Below are 18278 nucleotides of genomic sequence, written 5' to 3'. Positions count from 1 at the left end.
CCTCGGCAGCATGAGACCGCTCACCGAGACGGACATCCGCGCGTCGTTCGTCAACCTCTCCAAGGGCGAGGTCAAGCGTCTGGACATGCCGCAGGGCTTCGAGGACTCCCCCTGGGCCGACCTCGACTTCCTCGGCTGGCGCGACCCCGGCGCCCCCGGACGCATGTACCTGGTAGCCGAGCGCGACGGCGCCCTCATCGGCATCGCGCTGCGCTCGGTCAACGGCGCCGTGCGCGGCTTCACGTCACGCAGCATGTGCACCCTGTGCCTGACCACGCACAGCGGCGGCGGCGTGACGCTGATGGCCGCGCGCCGCACCGGCAGCGCCGGGCGGCAGGGCAACACCGTCGGCCAGTACCTGTGCGCCGACCTCGCCTGCTCCCTCTACATCCGGGGCATCCGCGACACGACCGTGGGCCGCACCCTGGAGGAGACGCTGCCCACCGAGGCCAAGATCGAGCGCACCCTGCGCAACCTCGACACCTTCATCAAGCGGGTGACCGGGTGAGCGGATGACCCCTGTGGGACCTCCTGGCACGCCGCCGGGTCAGCCGTGCCAGGACCGCCACAGCCACGCGTACGAGCCCCCCGAGGCCAGCAACTCCGCATGAGTGCCGACCTCGGTGAGGCGACCGCCCTCCATGACGGCGATCCGGTCGGCGTCGTGCGCCGTGTGCAGCCGGTGCGCTATCGCGAGGACGGTACGGCCCGCGAGCACCGCCGCGAGCCCCCGTTCCGTGTGCCGCGCGGTCCGTGGGTCAAGCAGCGCCGTCGCCTCGTCCAGGACGACGAGGTGCGGGTCGGCCAGGACGACGCGGGCCAGCGCGAGCTGCTGCGCCTGCGCCCCGTCCAGGCGCAACTGGTCCGCCCCCTCGCCCAGTTCGGTGTCCAGGCCGCTCCCCGCACCCGCCACCCAGTCCGCCCCCACGGCGCCGAGCGCGGCGTGCATCTCCGCGTCGGCCGCGCCGGGCCGCGCGAGCAGCAGATTGTCCCGGACGCTCCCGCGGAACACGTGGTGCTCCTGCGTGACCAGCATGACGTGCCCGCGCAGCAGCTCCGGCGCCACCTCGTCCAGCGGCACGCCCCCCACGGTGATCGTCCCGGAACCCGCCCGCCCGATGCCCGCCAGCAGCCGCCCCAACGTCGTCTTCCCCGCACCCGACGGGCCCACCAGGGCCAGACGCTCCCCCGCGCGCACGTCCAGCGTCACGCCGCGCAGCACGTCGCTCCGGCCCTCGTAGGCGTAGCGGACCTCCCGGATGCCGACGGCGCCACCTACGGGCGCCCGGTCACCGGCGGCGGGCGCGGCCGGGACGGCCCCCAGGCCCTCGACGCGGGCGAACGACGCCGCGCCGCTCTGCACCTGCTCGACCCGCTGGAGGATCGTGTCCAGCGGCTGCCCCAGCAGCCGCACGTACAGGGCCGTCGAGACGACGACCCCCAGCGTCGCGGCGTCCGCCTCGACCAGGAAGCTCCCCACGACCAGCACGGCGACGACCGGGACGACGTACGAGACGTCCACCGAGGGGAACAGCACCGAGCGCAGCCGCAGCGTCCGCTCCCGCGTCACCCGGCACCGTTCGACCGCCTCCCGGCACGCGTCGATGCGCCGCTGCCGCAGCCCGAACGCCTCGACGGTCCTGGCCCCCGCCGCGGTGGCCGCCATGATCTCGGCGAGCGCCGAATGCGCCTCCCCCTCCGCGAGGTACGCCGCCGTCGCCCGCCGCAGGTACCAGCGGACGGCGAACCAGATCCCGAGCATCCCCACCAGCGCGCACGCCCCGAGCAGCGGGCTCAGCAGGAAGACGGCGGCGAGGATGAAGACGCTGTACACCGCGGCGACGAGCATGTCGGGGCCCGCGTCCCGCAGCGTGGTGGCGACCGCGCCGATGTCCCCGGTGCCGCGCGCCGCCAGGTCACCGGTTCCCGCGCGCTCGACCACCGAGGGCGGAAGGCCCAGCACGCGCCCCACGAACTGCTCGCGCACGTGCGCCGACAGGCGCTCCCCGAAGCGGTGGCCCACCAGCCGTGCCCAGCGCGTGAGCAGCAGTTGCGCCAGCGCGCAGACCAGGATCGCCGCGGCGAGCCGGTCCACCGTGCCGACGCCGGCGCCCGACGTGGTCTCGTCCACGATCCGGCCGACGAGCCAGGGGCTCGCCAGTCCCGCCAGCGCGGCGAGGGCGTTCAGCGCGAGCATCCCGGCGAACGCCCGGCCGTCCCGGGCGATCAGCAGCCGGGCGGCGGCGCGCACCCGCCGTTGCCCGGCCACGGGGAGGTGGCGGGCGGCGTGGTCGTCGGTGGCGCTCATCGGTGCGCCTCCTCGCCGGGTGTGTCGCCCGTGCCGCGCGCCACCAGCGCCCGGTATCGGGCGTCCTGGCGCAGGAGTTCACGGTGGGTGCCCGACGCCGTGACCCGGCCGTCGGTCAGGTGGTGCACGACGTCCGCCGTCTCCAGCAGGGCCGGGGACGTGGTGGTGACGACGGTGGTGCGTCCCCGCCGGAACGCCCGCACACCGGCGGCGACGACGGCCTCGGTGTGCGCGTCGAGCGCGGACGTCGGCTCGACGGTCATGAGCACGTCGGGCTCCGCGAGCAGCGCCCTCACCAGCCGGACGCGCTGGCGCTGCCCGCCCGACAGGTTGCGCCCCTGCCCGTCGATCCACGTGTCGAGGCCGTTCTCCAGGCCGCCCACGATGTCCCGCGCCGCAGCCGCGGCGAGGGCCGCGTCCAGCTCCTCGGGGGTACGGTCCGCGCGCCCGGCGACGACCTCCCGCAGCGGGCCCGCGAACAGGTCCGCCTCGTTGTCCGCGACCAGCACGCGGTCACGGACCCAGGCGCGCGGAATGCCGTCCAGCCGCACGCCGCCCCAGCGGGCGTCGGAGGCCGCGAAGCCCGCCAACCGGTCCACCACGGCCGCCGACTCGGCCGCCCGCGCGCTCACCAGCGCGGTCAGCGCGCCGGGCTCCACCCGCACGCCGGACGCCGGGTCCTCCAGCGCGGACGCCGTGGGCGGCGCGCCCTCGTGCCCGTGCGGCTCCTCGTCACGCTCCAGCCGCAGGAACCGCACCACGCGGCGCGCGGCCACCCGGCCGTGCGTCAGGTCCTGGCTCCCCTCGATGAAGAACGACACGGGCACGACGAGCACCGCGGCGTACCCGTACACCGCCACCAGGTCGCCGGTCGTGATCGCGTCCGTCGCCGCCTCGCGGGCCGCCAGCCAGGTGACGCCCGCCAGGAAGACGGTCGGCAGCCCGACCGCCAGCGCCTGTATCCAGCTGGTCACCGCCCCCACCCGGTACCCCTCGTCGCGCAGCCGCCGCGACGCGTCGCGGTAGCGGTCGGCGACCAACTCCCGCCCGCCGAGCCCGCCGAGGACCCGCAGCCCCCCGACGAGATCGACCAGCCGCGCCGTCAGGTCCCCCTGCTGCTCGCGGTAGGCGCTCTCCGCCGCCTGGAGCCGCCCGAGCAGCGGACCCACCAGGAGCGCGAGCACCGGCACGCCCAGCAGCACGACCCCGGCCAGGAGCGGCGAGACGGACAGCATCAGCAGCGTGACGACCCCGTAGGCCAGCACGGCGCCGACGCCCGGGCCCGTGATCGTCAGGGTGTTGGCGATCACCGCGATGTCCCCGTGCCCGATGGCGACGACCTCCCCGGCGCCGACACGTCCCGGCAGCGTCGCCCCCAGCCGTGTCGTCTGCCGCACGACGACGCGCGCCGAGCGGAAGTACGCGTCCTGACGCACCCGGGTCATCGTCCGGTGCCGCATGATCGCCAGCCAGGCGTTCAGCAGCCCCACGGCGAACAGCGCCCCCGACCAGCCGAGCAGCGCCCCCCGGTCGCCCGGCGTCAACCCGTCGTCCACGGCGCGCGACAGGAGGTAGGGCGGGAGCATCAGGCTCACCATCCACGCGCTGCCGAGCAGCGCGCCCCCCGTGACGCGGGCACGCTGACAGCTCACCAGCCACCACAAGTACCGTGCGGAGGAACGGACATCGGGGACGCCCGGCTCCTCCCGTACGTCCTGCCCCGCCCCTGCCCTCATCGACGCACGCTCCCTCCGGTCGCGCGGACGTCACACGGGCCACGGTAACCGTGCTGCCTGTCAAGGCCGTTGGCCGGGTGGCCGGGCGGTCGGCCGTCACGTGTCGGTGCGTGCCAGCCCCTCCCGCACCGCGCCCGCGGTGGCGTCCAGCGCCGCGCGCTCCTGCACGCGCCAGTCCGCGTCGATGCGGAACGGGTCACCCGCGAACCGGGGGAAGACGTGCAGGTGGAAGTGGAAGATCTCCTGGAACGCCGCCTTGCCGTCCGCGAGGAAGAGGTTGACCCCCTCGCACCGCAGCCCCGAGCGCCGCAGCGCCTTCGCGAGAAGGCGCCCCACCTCCCAGACGCGCACCCCGTCCTCGTCCGGCAGGTCCTCAAGGCCCACGGCGTGCCGCTTCGGGATGACCAGCAGATGGCCGGGCGTGACCGGTGCGATGTCCATGATCCCGATGACCCGTTCGTCCTCGTACACGACACTCGCCTCGGCCCGTCCGCCGACGATCTCGCAGAAGACGCAGTCCTCGTCGGACATGACAACCTCGCACGCTTCGGGGGCACTTAAGGACCAGTAGACAGCCCCCGGCATCCGCTCTCCAGGGGGCCTCACCGCCCCTCGGGCCTGGTCAGTGGTACTGAGCGATCTGGATCAGGTTGCCGCAGGTGTCGTCGAACACGGCCGTCGTGACCGGTCCTGTCTCCAGCGGTTCCTGCGTGAACCGGACGCCGAGCCCGCGCAGCCGGTCGGCCTCCGCGCGTACGTCCGTCACGGCGAAGGAGGTGACGGGGATGCCGTCCTGTGCCAGGGCCTCCTTGTACGGCCGCGCCGCCGGGTGGCCCTCGGGCTCCAGCACCAGCTCGGTGCCGTCCGGGTCCTCGGGCGACACCACGGTCAGCCAGCGGTACTCGCCGAGCGGCACCTCGGTCTTCTTCACGAAGCCCAGCACGTCGGTGTAGAAGCGCAGGGCCTTGTCCTGGTCGTCCACGAAGATGCTGGACAGGTGGATTCTCATGGGCGGTTCTCCGGTGTGTCGTGCCTGAGCCACCGCGTCATGACGCGCTCAAGCGGTGCGGTGTCGAGGTCGTGGAACTTGTAGCGGCCCTCGCGCCGCGTGCGGACCAGGCCCGCGGCCTCCAGGACCGCGAGGTGCTGGCTGATCGCCTGGCGGGACAGCCCCAGGCCGTGCTTGTTGGCCAGGCGTGTGCAGATCTCGAACAGCGACTGGCCGTCCCGTTCCGCCAGCTCGTCGAGGATGTGCCTGCGGGTGGGATCGGCCAGCGCCTTGAACACGTCGTCGGCCACGGCCCCACCATAGGCAAGTGGTCACTTGCCTATCAAGCGCAGGTACGCCTCCAGTTCCGCCGCACCGGCCAGCAGCGCCCGCCCCCGCGCGGACAGGCGGCCGTGCCAGTCGGACAGCGCCGCCTCCAGCGGCTCAAGGCCACCGGCCGCCCTGACCTGCGCGAGCAGCGGGGCGATCTGCTCCAACAGGTAGCCGCCGCGCCTGAGTTGATGCGCCAGCCGTGCGTCCCGCACGTCCGCCGCGTCGTAGACGCGGTACCCGGTCAGCGGGTCGCGGCGCGGACGCACCAGCCCGGCGCGCTCCCACTTCCGCAGGGTCGCGGGCCTGATGCCGAGCTGTTCCGCCAGCGGCCCGATGAACGTGCCGCCGGGCGCCGACGCCATGGCAGGGCCCGGCTCCAGGTCGCGCAGGGCGTTCTCCACGGCCTGGAGGGTCCGCCGGTCGTCGAGGAGCTGGACGTGGCTGCCGTCGATCAGGCGGTACGCCTCCTCCGGCGCGCCCTCGTTCACGGCCCGCATGATCGCGGTCGCCGCCGGGTGGCCGTGGCCCGGCACCAGGGCGAGGAACGCGCGCAGCGCAGCCGCGTGCAGCGGCGTGTAGACGCGGTAGCCGTGGGGCGTGCGGTCGGCGGCCGGGAGGACACCGGCCTCCTCGTAGTTCCTGACCGCCTGCGTGGACAGACCGTGCCCGCGCGCCAGATCCACCGGCCGCAGCCGTCCACCGTTTTGAGGGTTGGGCGCCATGCGGCCCACGATAGCGGGCCAAAGTCTCAACCGAAGGTTCAACGATACCGTTGAAGGCATGACCACCGACATCAAGGACGCGGTCCACGCCGTCGAGGCCGAGGCCGTCATGCGGCTGCTCCGTGGCCGCCCCCGGCTGCTCGCCCTCGGCGAGCCCACCCACAACGAGGACGCCCTGCTCCGGCTGCGCAACGACCTGTTCCGGCAGCTCGTGGAACAGGAGGGGTACCGGACGATCGCGATCGAGAGCGACTGCCTGGCGGGTCTGCTCGTGGACGCCTATGTCACCGGCGGCGACGGCCAGTTGGAGGAGGTGGTCAGGAACGGGATCAGCCACGACTGGGGCACCCTCGACGGCAACCGCGAGCTGGTCCGCTGGATGCGCGCCCACAACGAGGGGCGGCCCCCGGCCGAGCACGTCCGCTTCGCCGGTTTCGACGGCCCCCTGGAGACGGCCTACGCCGCCAGCCCCCGGCAGGCCCTCACCGCGCTCCACCGTCACCTCGCCGCCCGGCTCGACGCCGACCAACTCCCGTGCGACGAGGCCACACTCGACCGCCTCCTCGGCGACGACGACCGGTGGACGAACCCCGCCGCCATGATGGACCCGACTCAGTCCGTGGGCCGTTCGGCCGAAGCCGCTCAACTGCGCCTGATAGCCGACGACCTCGCCGCGCTGCTCGACGCGCACGCCCCGGAGTCCGTCGCGACGGTCCCACCGGACGACCGCTTCCGCGCCCGTCTCCACGCCCGCACCGCGACCGGCCTGCTGCTCTACCACCACTGGTACGCCGACACGTCAACGGGCCGCCTCACCAGGCTCGTCGGCCTGCGCGGGCAGATGATGGTCCGCAACCTCCTCGCCCTCGCCGAGCGCGACCCGACCCTCGTCCACGCCCACAACTCCCATCTCCAACGGGAGAAGAGCACCGTGCGGATGGGCGAGGTGCGGTTGGAGTGGTGGAGCGCCGGGGCGCTGGCGAGCGCCGAACTCGGCGCGGACTACCGCTTCGTGGCCACCGCCCTCGGCACGATCCGCCACCAGGGCGTGGACACGCCGCCGCCCGACACCCTCGAAGGACTGCTGTACGCGCTCCCCGAGGACCGTTGCGTCGTGGACCCCGCGCGGCTGGCCGCCGCCCTCGGCGACGTGCGGCCCGCGCACCGCGTGTCGCCCTGGTTCGGCTACGCGTCGTTCGACCCGGCCCACCTGGCGGACAGCGACGGCATCGTGTTCCTCAAGGACTCCGTGCGCGGCTGAGGGGGGCTGGGGGCTGGGGGGCGTGGACTTCAGCGCGTCGCGGCGGGGGAGTCCGCGCCGTCGTGCGGTTCGTCGTCCGGGTCGGCGAAGATGCGGCGGACGAGTTCTTCCTCCGGCACCATCCTGATCCCGGGCGGGGGACGGTCGTAGAGCTGCTTCGCCCCGGCGGGGTCCTCGTCCAGCCAGACCAGCAGCCCCTGGTGGAACCAGTACCAGCTCTCGTCCACCAGGCCCGCCAGCCGCCGGATGCCCTGCCGGGTCCTGGTGCGGGGGACGTACAGCACGGCCAGGCCGAGCGCCGCCCCGGCGGCGGCCAGCGTCAGGCCGCCCCGGGCGGCGGCCCCGCGCGGCGGGGGGAACGTGCGACGGTCGTGGTACGGCATCTGCCGAACTCCTCTCTGTCCGCCGGGCGGTCGGGCCCGGCCGGTTCAACTGACCTGGTGGCGCTCGGGGTTGCGGGGCCTACGGTTCGTCCCCGTCGATCACCCGCTGCCAGCGGCGCCCGAGCATGGTGCGCGGCTCGCGGTACCGGCCGCGCGGACGCGGGTGGGTTTTCGCGACCGGTGCCGCGCCCGGCGTGACGTAGAGCGGTGCCGCGCAGCCGTCGCCGTCGATCGGGGACGAGGCGACGGCGCCCGTGTGGTCGGTGACGGCGCCGTGCAGCCGCTCGGTGCACGGGCCGCAGGCGTAGAGCGGTGCCTCGGCGGGAGGAACGGCGGTCGAGACCGTGCCGAGCCGGACGACGAGCGTGACCTTGTGCCCGCACCACAGCCAGCAGGCGCCGACGAGCCAGCCGGAGCCGTCGCCAGGCACCGGGTACGGGCCGTCCTCTGATGGCGCGATCACGCCTCGTCCTCCCCGCCGTCGTCGTGCGCGCCGATCGTCCGTGTGATCCACAGGAGGATCAGGACCGCCGCGAGCCACAGGCCCCCGCCGACCACCGACACCAGCCCGAGGACGAACCCGATCCCCGCGAACGTGCGGATCACGCCGCGTCCTCCGCCGGGTCGAGGTCGAGCAGGAACCACACCGTCTTGCCGCCGAGTTCGGGTCGGCACCCCATGTCCCGGCACATCGCGCGGAGCATCCAGAGCCCGCGCCCCGACTCCGCGTCCCACGCGGGCTCGGCGACGACCGGCATGGACGGCGACCGGTCCTCGACCAGCACCCTGACCTGCTCGTCGTCGAGGAGCGCCGAGAGTCGGCAGCGCGGGTCGTCAACGTGCCGCACGATGTTGGCGAGGAGTTCCGAGAGACCCATTCGGGCGATGTCCACGGCGGCCTCGGACGCCCCCCACGACCGGAGCACCAGCGCCAACGTCCACCGCCACGTCTCGATCCCCCGGGCATCGGCGAGTAAGTCCCAGGCGTAGGCGTAGAGCTGCTTGTCGGTCAACCGAACCGGAACCGTCATGTAGACACCTCCTGGAGCGCGGATCGATGCTTCCGGGCAGAAGCACGTGTGGTGACGGTGCGAGAGCGCAGCGTCGCAGCCTTATGATGAGCAGTGTCCCGGCGGGGGGTCAAGCCTCTGAGTGGCAATCTGCCAATTCACTGTCACGATCAACTCGCGAGAGTGGCGCCAGGGACACTTGCTTGACGACATGCGCTGACGGGCGCGGGACTTGATCGGAGGTCATCCATGGCTGTGGTGGCGAATGTGAGCCCTCTTGCCGCTCGGAGACGGCTCGGCGCCGAACTCAGGCGCCTTCGGGACGGGGCAGCCTTGACCGCTGAGGAGGTCGGGGCGCATCTGAACTGCCACAACTCCAAGGTCAGCCGGATCGAACTGGGCAAGCGCGCCTGCGCTCCCGCAGACTTCGAGGGATTCATGAACCTCTACGAGGTGACTGGCGAGCAGCGGGACGATCTGGCTGACCTGATGAGGCGCGGGCGGCAGCGGATTCCGCCGTGGTGGAGTGTCTACGGCGATGTGATCAGCGCGAACTACGCTGAGTTTCTCGCCTACGAAGCGGAAGCTGTTCGCGGTAGTGAGTTCCAGTCGCTGCTGATCCCTGGCCTGCTTCAGACCGAGGAGTACGCGCACGCGGTGACGGCGCGTGGCTATGCGTTGCTCGGTCCTGACCAGGTCGAGAGCTTGGTGGAGGTGCGCATGCGTCGGCAGGAACGCTTGCACGAGAGCGATCCGCTCGTCCTCGAAGCCACGGTGACGGAGGCGGCGCTCCGCCTTCAGATCGGTGGTCCATCGGTAATGCGGGCGCAGCTGCGGCGGCTGCAAGAAGTCGTGGCGCTGCCCAATGTCACGTTCGGTGTCATCCCGTTCGAGGCTGGTGAGCGTGCCGTGAGTACGGGAGCCTTCTCGCTGTTCGCCACGGACAAGGACGGGGAGCCGGATGTGGCCTTCACCGAGTCTGCGGAAGCCACAACCACCCTCCGCGACGACCCTCGCGTGACGCGTCGGCTGAGCCGCGTTTTCAAGCGACTCTCGGACGCGGCCTTGCCGCTGCACGCTACTCTTGAGCTGCTGCAACGTATCGAAAGTGAGCTGACCTGAGATGACGAAGTCTGTTGACGTGGCGACGATTTCCGCTCAGCCTGAGTGGCGCACGAGCAGCTTCACAGCGAGCAACGGCAACTGTGTCGAGGTCGCGCTCGCGGCAGTACCGGAGATCTCGGTGCGTGACACGAAGGACCGTCTTGGGGGAACGACGCACGTCTCTCCCGCCGCATGGTCCGCATTCATCATGGCGGCGAGCACAGGGTTCTTCGACTCGTCGGACGGTAACTAGAACAGCTGCACGTTTACGGCAGGGGCGTGGTCGTGCGACATCCGCCGCGCGCTCCTGCCGGATGCGACCAGCAGTTCCGCCCGGCCCCCTGGCGGTGACGCGCTACGGCGTCGGACCATGGGGAGCATGGACAAGCAGAGCATCTACTCGGTCGATCCTGCTTCGCTCACATGGCAGAAGAGCAGCCTTACCGCCGACGCTGGTCAGTGCTTCGAACTCGCCCCCCTCCCCGATGGCGGGGTCGCCGTCCGAGACTCGAAGAACCCGGATCACCCGCATCTGCGCTTCACGGCGGGGGAGTGGGCGGCGTTCAAAGGTGGAATCACGCTCGGCGACTTCGACAACCTCTGACCTGCCACAGGTGGCACGCCTGCGTGCGACGTCAAGCGCTGGCTAACGCAGCCGGGGCCACGCGGCGAGACCCGACCGCCCGCGTGGCCCACCGAGATGCTGGCCGCTCACAGCCACCCCACGCCCCGGGCCGCGAGCTGTCCGCTCACAGCGTGTCCGAGAGGCCCAAGGCGCGTCGGATGGCGTCCGGCACGTGGGCGGCCTCCAGCTCGTGCCGCGTTCGCAGGGCGAGGTCGGCGAGTTCGATGTCGCGATCCGCGTCAGGAGCGGCGTACCCGAGGCCGCGCAGACTGCTCACGATCCTCGGCCACGAGTAGTACGGCGTTCCGTCGGTCTCCCCTTCCGGCGCCGGTAACCCGTCACCGGCGCGTGCGCGTGCCACGGCGGTCAGTTCGTCCCGGGAGGGCCCGTCCGGCAGCCGCTCGGCGGCCTCTTCGAGCGTCAGCAGGTCGTCCCGTTCGGCGGCGACAGCCCGCAGCCCCGGAATCCGCCGGATCGCGGACGCGGCCCTGGCCACCGCCTCAAGCAGCCTCGGCGCCTCGATCCCGCACACGAGACGGCTCGGGCCTGGCCCGTTTCTCGTGTAGGAGACGGAGCCGTCGGCGCACAGCGGCTCGTCGAGAGTGTCGAAACAGTCCGCTTCGCTCTCGGTCATCCCCCGGTTGAGCACGACCGTGAAACGCCACTCCGGCACTCCACCACCTCCTCGTACTGTCCGTTCCGGTGCACCGTACCGACCGCAGCCAGCCGTTCGGCTCACGCGAGACGTTCCACAGGCTTGCCCCACCGGGTGTTCGGCGCCTTCTCCGTGAAGATCTCCTGCCGGTCCGAGGTGATGCGGACACGGAAGTCCGTCACCGAAGGAGAACCGGCGTCCCGCCACGCGCCGATGGCGCGCTCGACCGTGTCCCACAGTGATACGGGCCCGCCCTGGCGCACGGTCCAGCCATCGCCCGGATTCCCGCCCACCACGGCGAACGAGCCGGACGGCTCGTGGAACCAGTAGTCGGCCGGTGGCTCCCCCTGGAGGCTCACGGCCTGGAAGAGGTTCACGCCGTCCAGCGTGCTGTCGATGACGAACCTCGCCGTCCAGTCGTCGGCGATCTCAGGCCCGAGGCCGGTGGCCCGCGCGTTCCCCTCGTCCGGTGAGGGGAACATGACGCTTCCGCTCGTCTCCTCCTGCCTGGCCCGCATGAACGACGCCTCGGAGACGAACACACCCTCGGCCGTGCCGTTCTCCCCGACCGTCAGCTTGGCCAGGCCCGACGACCAGAGTCCGCCTCGGACCGTGGTGAGGATTACCCCACCTTGCCTCGTCTGGGCCACCCACTCCGGACGGACTCGGCTGACGCCGCACGTGGCGATCACCCGATCGTAGGGAGCGCGTTCCGGGCAGCCGAACCGCCCGTCACCGACGATCACGGTCGCCGGGTGGCCGCACGCGTGGAGCGCGCTCCTGGCCCGGTGCGCGACGTCGGGGTCCGTCTCCACCGTCGTGACGTTCCCCGCACCGACCCGGTGGGCGAGGAGCGCGGCGTTGTACCCGGTGCCGGTGCCGATCTCCAGCACCCGGTGGCCGTCCTCGACGTCCAGTGCTTCGAGCATGTCCAGCATCAGGGACGGAAGGGTGGAGGACGACGAGGGCTGCCGGGCGATGCTCCCCGTGATGTCCTGCGGCAGCACGGTTCCGGCGATCTGGGTCACCAAGGTCTCGTCGGCGTAGCACAGCGCCAGCCACGCCTCCGACTGCTCGTCGGCCAGCGTCGGGGTGTACGAGGTGGGGGCGGAACCCGGTACGGGACGGAAGACGCCCGTGGAGAGGAAGGCGTGGCGAGGCACCGCGTCCACGGCGGAGCGCCACCCGGGCGAGGTGACGTGGCCCCCCTCCGCCAGTCGTTCGGCAAGCTGCCGCCGCAGTCGGGCGGCGGTCGGTCGGGGCTGGTTCACGGCCTGGTTCCCTTTTCGAGCAGGTCGGCGAATGCCGAGATCATCGGTAGCCCCGTCTCGTCTTCGAGCCAGGCCCACTGTCCGGACGGGTTGCACTCAAGGAACGTCCAGTTGCCCTCCTCCGTCACGGCGAAGTCGAACGCGCCGAAGACCAACCCGAATCGTTCGAGATAGCTGAACAGAGAGGCCGTGACGTCCGGGGGAGTGCTCACGGCACGATACGTGTGCCGACCGTAGGTGGTACGCCAGTCGAGCGCATCTGACTCGATCCGCACGGAGAACACTTTCCTGCCGATGACGGTGGTCCGAATATCGGCGACCTTCGGGACGATGGCCTGGAAGAGGTGCGCCGTGCCCGCGACTGAGTCGTCCAGTTGGTCGGCCGTGACTGGTTCCACGGAAACCGTGCAGGACACCCCATCACGCAGGTAGACCGGTACGTTCAGGGGTTTGTAGAGGACCGGTGCGTACCGTTCGGCGAACCGCTGAGCCGCGTCCCGTTCGTTGGTCAGCAGCGTGGGCGGGATGGTGAAGCCGGATTGGACCGCCGCCGCGAGCCCGGCGGGCTTGAACTCGGCGTCGCCGATACGGTTCGGGTGGTTCACGTAGAGACAGTCCGGAAGCGAGGTCAGGAGCCCACCGAGCCCGTGGCGGGCCTGCCCGACGGCGAATCTGGCATCCTGCGCCTCCAGATGAGGGAACGCGAACCCCGAGGGTCGCCGGTACAGCAGTGACCGGGCGTGTTCGAGTTGCAAGCTCCGGGTGGGAGTGGTCAGCGTCCCCGACCAGCCCTCGCGTTCGATCTGTGCGCTGAAGGTGAGCTGAGCGGGAAAGTCACCTGAGTCGAACCGCACGACCGGGACTTCCCGGCCGTGCAGTTCGGCGAGCACCAGGTCGGTGGTCGCGTCATCAAGGTTGGTGACGACCACGACCGGTCGAGAACCGTCGGTCACTGATCGCCGTCGTTCCCCGTGTCCTGATCCCCGCCTCCGCTGGGACCGCCGGGGCCCTTACCGTCGCTCGGGTTGCCGGTTCCGGTGGGCGGATTGGTCCCCGTGCTGGTGCCGTGTCCCGGCGCCCGGACCAGCGAGCCGTCGGCGTCCAGATAACGGGTCGTCTGGGTGTCCGGAGCGAGCTCGGCCCTGACATACTCGGGTGAACCGCTCGCCGGATACGGCACCATCCGGCGCACCCCCCACGGGCGCGGGGTGGTGACGCCATCGGGCAGAGGGCTTCCGGTGGGAATGCGGTCTGAATGAGCGAACACGTGATCTCCCAGGGCTTACTACGGCTTCTCGCCGCATCCGACGTCACTTCGCTGTCGCCGTGCCGCGCGGCCGTCCGGCACCAACGCAGAGGGCGATACGTGACACCGACCGTACGGTCCCCCCAGGTACCCGCTCCTCGTTCACCGGGGGCGCGCGGGAGCACATGGAGTCAGGGGATGCCGGAGGTTGCTTTCCCGCTGGTGACAATGGGGCGGTGAGTACTGTCGAACGCCCCGTGCCGCCCCTGAATGCCGATGAGCGCGTCACGCTCGAGAGCTGGCTCGACTTCCACCGCGCCACCCTCGCCATGAAGTGCGAGGGACTGGACGACGCGCAGGCCGCCCTCGCGTCCGTGCCGCCGTCCGGGTTCACGCTGACCGGGCTCGTCCAGCACATGGCCGAGGTGGAACGGAACTGGTTCCGGCGGGTGTTCGCCGGGGAGCACGCCCCGCCGATCTACGATCCGCAGGCCGATCCCGACGGCCCCGACGGCGGCTTCGACCTGGCCGAGGACGCCACCCTGGCCGCCGCCCTCGCCACCTGGCGCACCGAGATCGCCCGCGCCCGCGAGCTGTGCGCCGACCGCGCGCCGACCGACACCGGCCGTTTCCTGGGGCAGGACGTCAGCCTGCGCTGGGTCTACGTCCACATGATCGAGGAGTACGCCCGCCACAACGGCCACGCCGACCTGATCAGGGAACGCATCGACGGCGCCACCGGCGTCTAGACGGACCCCGGCGGTCGGACCGTCCGGCGGTAGACCTGGCGTGAGCCGCCCTCGGGGCCGGGGTCGGTGGCCTCGGCCGGGGTGAAGCCGAGCCGTTCGTAGAAGACGCGCGCGCCGCTGGTCACGGCGCCCGGGTGGTCGGGGCCGAAGGTGACGACCTCCAGGCTGCCGGGGCCCGTGACGAAACGGCGGACGGCGTCGTCCACGAGCGCGCGCCCGGCGCCCGTCCCCCTGGCCTGCGCCGACACGATCAGCCAGTGCACGTGGTACGTCGGCGGCTCGGCGCCGAACAGCAGCCCGCCGAGCGGCGCGTCCCCGCCGGGCCCGTCCCCTCCGGCCGCCACCGCGACGAGCGCCGTGGACGCGCGGATGTGCTCCTCCACGGCGGCGTGGAACCCGGGTTCCCCGACCATCCGGCCGAACCAGTGCTCGACCTGGGCGGCCAGGCCGAGGAACGCGCCGAAGTCCGCTTCACACGCCGGTCTCACGATCACGTGAGCAAGTCTCCCAGCCCGCCCGGCAGATGGGCGGGGCCCCCGGACGCCGGTGCGGGATCACCTCTCCCGCCCGACGCCCGGGAACCCTCGTCCGGTCACCGCAGCGTCGCCAGCTCCGCGTCGGTGACGGTCAGTTCGGGACGGTCGGCCGCGACGGAGACGAACGCGCCGTCCTCGCTGCGCACCAACTGCCCCTGCGGCCCGCCGGTGATGTAGTACTCGCCCGGCTCGAACTCCTCCAGGAAGAGCAGCACGGTGTCGCCCTCGGCGAGCGGCGTGTCCCCCTCGAACTCCAGGGTCACGCCGTCCGCCTCACCGCCGGTCTGGAGGACGTCGATCTCCGAACCGGCGGCCGGGCCGCCCCCGCCGATCGACTCGGTGATCGTCAGCCGGGCGACGGTGACCGGCAGGGACGCCGCCTCCAACTCCTCGTCCGACGGGCCCTCGTCCGTGCCCGCGTACGGGTTCTGCTCGGGGTCCTCCTCGTCGTAGGAGGGGGTGAACATCTCGGAACGGGACGCGCCGACCGTCCCGACGACGACGGCGTCCGCCGCGTCCGTCAGCGCGGCCACCGAGGCGTAGTGCGGGCGGTCCGCGTCCACGGTCCCCGACGAGGACGCGGAATCCGATGGCGACGAGGAACAGCCCGCCAGCCCGAGGGCCGTGACCGACAGGGCGAGCGCGCCGAGGGCGGAGCGCCGGAGAAGGTGTCTCACCGTGGGCCTCCTGGTAAGGGCGGGAAATCGCGGAACGGCCGAACGAGCGCAGGGTCACCGTCGAGCCGCGATGACATGGCTCTTCGTGATCGATTTACCGGAAGTGATCTCGTTTTGCGCGAAGTTGAACGCGTACCCGCACTCATGGACGTGGCCGCCGCGCACGGGGTTCCCAGAATTCGACGCGCTGCCCGAAATCCGCCACGAGTTCAGCCGTCACCCCCTCGCCACGAGGACCGCCCCCGCCGTCCCACCGCTGTTCGGCCACCGGATGACGCCCACCCGGAGCGCCCGCTCGGCACACCGCAACCCCGCTCGGTCGGCCCGCTGGACGCGCTCACCGCCTTTCATTCCTCCATGCCTCTCCTGTTTTCCCGAACCCCCCGTAAAAGAAGGGTAGGACGCCCCACGGAGCCCCCTCCGGCACCAGTCCCTTGGGCGCGGCATATGTCTCCCACACCCGCCCGTCCTTACCCACCGGAGGGAATTCCTTTCCCCGCCTCTACCGCCCGCCCGCTGGACGACGGCGCGGCCCCCGTCAGGCCGAGGCTGTCCGCGGGCCGTGGGGGATTGGTCTGGACCAGGGGGGCTCTTTGTCCGGTCGGAAGACAATGTGCGGTCAGTTTCGTCCTGACGGGTGTCCAGTTCGGCCGAACGCCGCTACCTTCTGGCTGTATCCCGCTCGAAGTCCGGCGCATGGCCACCCCCTCAGCCCCACGGCCCGGCGTCCGGTCCCCCCACCCGGTGCGGCGGCGCGCGCCTGTGCAACAGCCCGACGATCCATTCCGTCGTGAGCCACGGAGGACGCACGTGCACAGAGGTTTCAGAAAGTTGTCCGCCACCCTGCTCGGGGCCGCGCTCGCCTTCACCGGCACGCTGACCGCCGCCGCGGCCGGGCCCGCGCCCGCCGCCGCACCGGCGCGGGCCGTGGAGGCCGCCGCCGCCCCGCTGACCGACGTCCTGGTCTTCTCCAGGACCACCGGCTTCCGCCACTCGTCCATCGACGACGGCATCGCCGCCATCCAGGACCTCGGCGCGGCGAACGGGTTCTCCGTCACCGCGACCGAGGACCCGACCGCCTTCACCACCGCCAACCTCGCCCAGTACCAGGCCGTCGTCTGGCTCTCCACCACGGGCGACGTCCTGAACGCGGCCCAACAGGGCGCGTTCGAGGCGTACATCGCCGACGGCGGCGGCTACGTCGGCATCCACGCCGCCGCCGACACCGAGTACGACTGGCCCTGGTACGGCGGCCTGGTCGGCGCCTGGTTCCGGTCGCACCCGGCGACGCAGGAAGCCACCATCCACGTCGAGGACCGCGCGAACCCCTCCACCGAGCACCTGCACGAGGAGTGGACCCGCACCGACGAGTGGTACGACTACCGCACCAACCCGCGCTCGGACGTGAAGGTGCTGGCCAGCCTGGACGAGTCGTCGTACGACGGCGGCGCCATGGGCGGCGACCACCCCATCGCCTGGTGCCACGACTACCAGGGCGGACGCTCCTGGTACACCGGCCTCGGCCACACCGACGAGTCCTACGACGACCCGGCGTTCGTCGAGATGATCCTCGGCGGCATCCAGGTCGCCTCGGGCAACCGCGCCGCCGACTGCCGCCCCGAGACGGGCTACACGCCGCTGTTCGACGGCACGCAGGCCAGCCTGGACGCGTGGGAGCAGGCGGGCCCCGGCGGGTTCACGCTGGAGGACGGCACCCTGACGTCGTTCGGCGGCATGGGCCTGCTGTGGTACCCGGTGCAGACCTTCGGCGACTACTCGCTGAAGGTGGACTGGATGATGCCGGGCGACGACAACGGCGGCGTGTTCATCGGCTTCCCCGACCCGCAGGGCGACCCGTGGGGCCCGGTGGACCTCGGCCACGAGATCCAGATCGACGCGACCGACGCCGACCCGTCCCGCACCACAGGCAGCGTCTACAGCTTCTCCGCCCCGGACGTCGCCGCCCGCGACGCGGCGCTGAACCCGCCGGGCACCTGGAACACGTACGAGATCACGGTCGAGGGCCGCGACGTCACGATCTACCTCAACGGTGTGCAGATCAACGAGTACACCAGCGACCGTGACATCGCGAACGGCTACATCGGCCTCCAGAACGACGGCGACGGCTGGGACATCAACTACCGCAACGTCCGCATCAAGCACGACGACGGCGGCGGCGACCCGGTCACCGACCTGGCCAGGGGCCGCCCCGTCACCGTCTCCAGCGTCGAGCCGGGCAGCGGCCACGTCGGCGCCAACGCGGTGGACGGCGACCCGGCGACCCGCTGGGGCAGCGCGTTCGCCGACCCGCAGTCGATCACCGTGGACCTCGGCTCGGCCCGCACGCTGGAGCGCGTGCGCCTGAACTGGGAGACGGCGCACGCCCGTTCGTACTCCGTCCAGACGTCCACCGACGGCACGACCTGGAACCAGGCGTACGCCACCACGTCCGGGGACGGCGGTCTCGACGACCTCGCCGTCACGGGCACCGCACGGTACGTCCGCGTCACCGGGACGGAACGGGCCACCCAGTGGGGCTACTCCCTCTGGGACCTGGCCGTCCTCGGCAGCTGAGGCCGTCCGGCGGCCGGTCGCGCCCCGACCGGCCGCCGGACCCCGCACCACCCGCACCACCCACCCCGTATCGCCCGCACCACCTCACCACCCCCCACCC

23 protein-coding genes are annotated in these 18278 nt (G+C 71.9%); 7 read left to right on the top strand and 16 right to left on the bottom strand.

Annotated elements, in window-relative coordinates:
- The first annotated feature begins 10 nt into the window (after positions 1-10).
- Complete coding sequence (locus tag IF27_RS12325) at positions 11-508, top strand: FBP domain-containing protein (protein WP_052849533.1); 498 nt, start codon at positions 11-13, stop codon at positions 506-508.
- A gap of 39 nt (positions 509-547) precedes the next feature.
- Here IF27_RS12325 and IF27_RS12320 read toward each other — a convergent pair whose 3' ends face one another.
- The 6 genes from IF27_RS12320 to IF27_RS12295 form a co-directional block, all read right to left on the bottom strand.
- Positions 548-2308: an ABC transporter ATP-binding protein gene (locus IF27_RS12320; RefSeq protein ID WP_052849532.1), complete on the bottom strand. Its 1761-nt coding sequence runs from the start codon at positions 2306-2308 to the stop codon at positions 548-550.
- Positions 2305-4044: an ABC transporter transmembrane domain-containing protein gene (locus IF27_RS12315; protein WP_052849531.1), complete on the bottom strand. Its 1740-nt coding sequence runs from the start codon at positions 4042-4044 to the stop codon at positions 2305-2307. The genes IF27_RS12320 and IF27_RS12315 overlap by 4 nt, the downstream gene beginning before the upstream one ends.
- 96 nt (positions 4045-4140) lie before the next feature.
- On the bottom strand, positions 4141-4575 hold the full coding sequence (locus tag IF27_RS12310) for an HIT family protein (RefSeq protein WP_052849530.1): 435 nt from the start codon (positions 4573-4575) through the stop codon (positions 4141-4143).
- Between the two features lie 91 nt (positions 4576-4666).
- Positions 4667-5053, bottom strand: coding sequence for a VOC family protein (locus tag IF27_RS12305; RefSeq protein ID WP_052849529.1), 387 nt, complete (start codon positions 5051-5053; stop codon positions 4667-4669).
- Positions 5050-5343 carry an ArsR/SmtB family transcription factor gene (locus IF27_RS12300; RefSeq protein WP_052849528.1) on the bottom strand — a complete coding sequence of 98 codons (294 nt, stop codon included), beginning with the start codon at positions 5341-5343 and terminating at the stop codon, positions 5050-5052. The genes IF27_RS12305 and IF27_RS12300 overlap by 4 nt, the downstream gene beginning before the upstream one ends.
- A 21-nt stretch (positions 5344-5364) precedes the next feature.
- Positions 5365-6087 (bottom strand): TioE family transcriptional regulator, encoded by a 723-nt coding sequence (locus tag IF27_RS12295; RefSeq protein WP_052849527.1) that lies wholly within the window; start codon positions 6085-6087, stop codon positions 5365-5367.
- 58 nt (positions 6088-6145) lie between these two features.
- On the opposite strand from IF27_RS12295, the gene IF27_RS12290 reads away from it, so the two are divergent.
- The gene (locus IF27_RS12290) at positions 6146-7348 is read left to right on the top strand and encodes an erythromycin esterase family protein (protein WP_052849526.1); all 1203 of its coding nucleotides are present in this window, start codon (positions 6146-6148) and stop codon (positions 7346-7348) included.
- Positions 7349-7377: 29 nt separating this feature from the next.
- Here IF27_RS12290 and IF27_RS12285 read toward each other — a convergent pair whose 3' ends face one another.
- The 4 genes from IF27_RS12285 to IF27_RS12275 all read right to left on the bottom strand — a co-directional run bounded on the left by IF27_RS12285 (position 7378) and on the right by IF27_RS12275 (position 8762).
- Positions 7378-7731, bottom strand: a complete 354-nt coding sequence (locus IF27_RS12285) for a hypothetical protein (RefSeq protein ID WP_052849525.1) — start codon at positions 7729-7731, stop codon at positions 7378-7380.
- Positions 7732-7810: 79 nt separating this feature from the next.
- Positions 7811-8194 carry a hypothetical protein gene (locus IF27_RS30995; RefSeq protein ID WP_052849524.1) on the bottom strand — a complete coding sequence of 128 codons (384 nt, stop codon included), beginning with the start codon at positions 8192-8194 and terminating at the stop codon, positions 7811-7813.
- Positions 8191-8337 carry a hypothetical protein gene (locus tag IF27_RS30990; protein WP_190232915.1) on the bottom strand — a complete coding sequence of 49 codons (147 nt, stop codon included), beginning with the start codon at positions 8335-8337 and terminating at the stop codon, positions 8191-8193. Before IF27_RS30990 ends, IF27_RS30995 begins: the two co-directional genes overlap by 4 nt.
- Positions 8334-8762 (bottom strand): ATP-binding protein, encoded by a 429-nt coding sequence (locus IF27_RS12275; RefSeq protein WP_052849523.1) that lies wholly within the window; start codon positions 8760-8762, stop codon positions 8334-8336. The genes IF27_RS30990 and IF27_RS12275 overlap by 4 nt, the downstream gene beginning before the upstream one ends.
- A gap of 228 nt (positions 8763-8990) precedes the next feature.
- Between IF27_RS12275 and IF27_RS12270 the strand changes: the two genes are divergently transcribed.
- The 3 genes from IF27_RS12270 to IF27_RS12260 all read left to right on the top strand — a co-directional run bounded on the left by IF27_RS12270 (position 8991) and on the right by IF27_RS12260 (position 10449).
- Positions 8991-9863: a helix-turn-helix domain-containing protein gene (locus IF27_RS12270; protein WP_052849522.1), complete on the top strand. Its 873-nt coding sequence runs from the start codon at positions 8991-8993 to the stop codon at positions 9861-9863.
- 19 nt (positions 9864-9882) lie between these two features.
- Complete coding sequence (locus tag IF27_RS12265; RefSeq protein ID WP_223291024.1) at positions 9883-10098, top strand: DUF397 domain-containing protein; 216 nt, start codon at positions 9883-9885, stop codon at positions 10096-10098.
- Positions 10099-10224: 126 nt separating this feature from the next.
- Positions 10225-10449: a DUF397 domain-containing protein gene (locus IF27_RS12260; protein WP_052849590.1), complete on the top strand. Its 225-nt coding sequence runs from the start codon at positions 10225-10227 to the stop codon at positions 10447-10449.
- Positions 10450-10594: 145 nt separating this feature from the next.
- Here the strand turns inward: IF27_RS12260 and IF27_RS12255 are convergent, their stop codons facing one another.
- The 4 genes from IF27_RS12255 to tgmA all read right to left on the bottom strand — a co-directional run bounded on the left by IF27_RS12255 (position 10595) and on the right by tgmA (position 13663).
- Entirely contained in the window at positions 10595-11143 is a 549-nt protein-coding gene (locus IF27_RS12255) for a hypothetical protein (RefSeq protein WP_052849520.1), read from the bottom strand.
- 62 nt (positions 11144-11205) lie between these two features.
- Entirely contained in the window at positions 11206-12396 is a 1191-nt protein-coding gene (gene tgmC, locus IF27_RS12250) for an ATP-grasp peptide maturase system methyltransferase (protein ID WP_052849519.1), read from the bottom strand.
- Complete coding sequence (gene tgmB / locus IF27_RS12245; protein WP_263053837.1) at positions 12393-13325, bottom strand: ATP-grasp ribosomal peptide maturase; 933 nt, start codon at positions 13323-13325, stop codon at positions 12393-12395. The genes tgmC and tgmB overlap by 4 nt, the downstream gene beginning before the upstream one ends.
- A 20-nt stretch (positions 13326-13345) precedes the next feature.
- Positions 13346-13663: a putative ATP-grasp-modified RiPP gene (gene tgmA, locus IF27_RS30180; protein ID WP_110945797.1), complete on the bottom strand. Its 318-nt coding sequence runs from the start codon at positions 13661-13663 to the stop codon at positions 13346-13348.
- A gap of 215 nt (positions 13664-13878) precedes the next feature.
- Here tgmA and IF27_RS12240 point away from each other — a divergent pair, with 215 nt between their 5' ends.
- Positions 13879-14391, top strand: coding sequence for a DinB family protein (locus IF27_RS12240; RefSeq protein WP_052849517.1), 513 nt, complete (start codon positions 13879-13881; stop codon positions 14389-14391).
- On the opposite strand, the gene IF27_RS12235 is transcribed toward IF27_RS12240, so the two are convergent.
- Entirely contained in the window at positions 14388-14885 is a 498-nt protein-coding gene (locus IF27_RS12235) for a GNAT family N-acetyltransferase (RefSeq protein WP_052849516.1), read from the bottom strand. The two genes, IF27_RS12240 and IF27_RS12235, sit on opposite strands and share 4 nt — an antisense overlap.
- 98 nt (positions 14886-14983) lie before the next feature.
- Complete coding sequence (locus tag IF27_RS12230; RefSeq protein ID WP_052849515.1) at positions 14984-15604, bottom strand: hypothetical protein; 621 nt, start codon at positions 15602-15604, stop codon at positions 14984-14986.
- A gap of 831 nt (positions 15605-16435) precedes the next feature.
- Between IF27_RS12230 and IF27_RS12225 the strand changes: the two genes are divergently transcribed.
- The gene (locus IF27_RS12225; RefSeq protein WP_190232914.1) at positions 16436-18178 is read left to right on the top strand and encodes a ThuA domain-containing protein; all 1743 of its coding nucleotides are present in this window, start codon (positions 16436-16438) and stop codon (positions 18176-18178) included.
- Positions 18179-18278: the final 100 nt, after the last annotated feature.

The organism is Streptomyces avicenniae, assembly GCF_000719135.1.
Taxonomy (GTDB): domain Bacteria; phylum Actinomycetota; class Actinomycetes; order Streptomycetales; family Streptomycetaceae; genus Streptomyces; species Streptomyces avicenniae.
The sequence above is the reverse complement of the archived record's forward strand: the minus strand, read 5'-3'. Positions and strand labels throughout refer to the sequence as shown.

Coding starts and splice junctions, on each gene's coding strand:
- IF27_RS12310 (WP_052849530.1), bottom strand. CDS start 4,575: ATGTCCGACGAGGACTGCGTCTTCTGCGAGATCGTCGGCGGACGGGCC.
- IF27_RS12260 (WP_052849590.1), top strand. CDS start 10,225: ATGGACAAGCAGAGCATCTACTCGGTCGATCCTGCTTCGCTCACATGG.
- IF27_RS12270 (WP_052849522.1), top strand. CDS start 8,991: ATGGCTGTGGTGGCGAATGTGAGCCCTCTTGCCGCTCGGAGACGGCTC.
- IF27_RS12325 (WP_052849533.1), top strand. CDS start 11: ATGAGACCGCTCACCGAGACGGACATCCGCGCGTCGTTCGTCAACCTC.
- IF27_RS12315 (WP_052849531.1), bottom strand. CDS start 4,044: ATGAGGGCAGGGGCGGGGCAGGACGTACGGGAGGAGCCGGGCGTCCCC.
- IF27_RS12275 (WP_052849523.1), bottom strand. CDS start 8,762: ATGACGGTTCCGGTTCGGTTGACCGACAAGCAGCTCTACGCCTACGCC.
- IF27_RS12305 (WP_052849529.1), bottom strand. CDS start 5,053: ATGAGAATCCACCTGTCCAGCATCTTCGTGGACGACCAGGACAAGGCC.
- IF27_RS12320 (WP_052849532.1), bottom strand. CDS start 2,308: ATGAGCGCCACCGACGACCACGCCGCCCGCCACCTCCCCGTGGCCGGG.
- IF27_RS12290 (WP_052849526.1), top strand. CDS start 6,146: ATGACCACCGACATCAAGGACGCGGTCCACGCCGTCGAGGCCGAGGCC.
- IF27_RS12285 (WP_052849525.1), bottom strand. CDS start 7,731: ATGCCGTACCACGACCGTCGCACGTTCCCCCCGCCGCGCGGGGCCGCC.
- IF27_RS12295 (WP_052849527.1), bottom strand. CDS start 6,087: ATGGCGCCCAACCCTCAAAACGGTGGACGGCTGCGGCCGGTGGATCTG.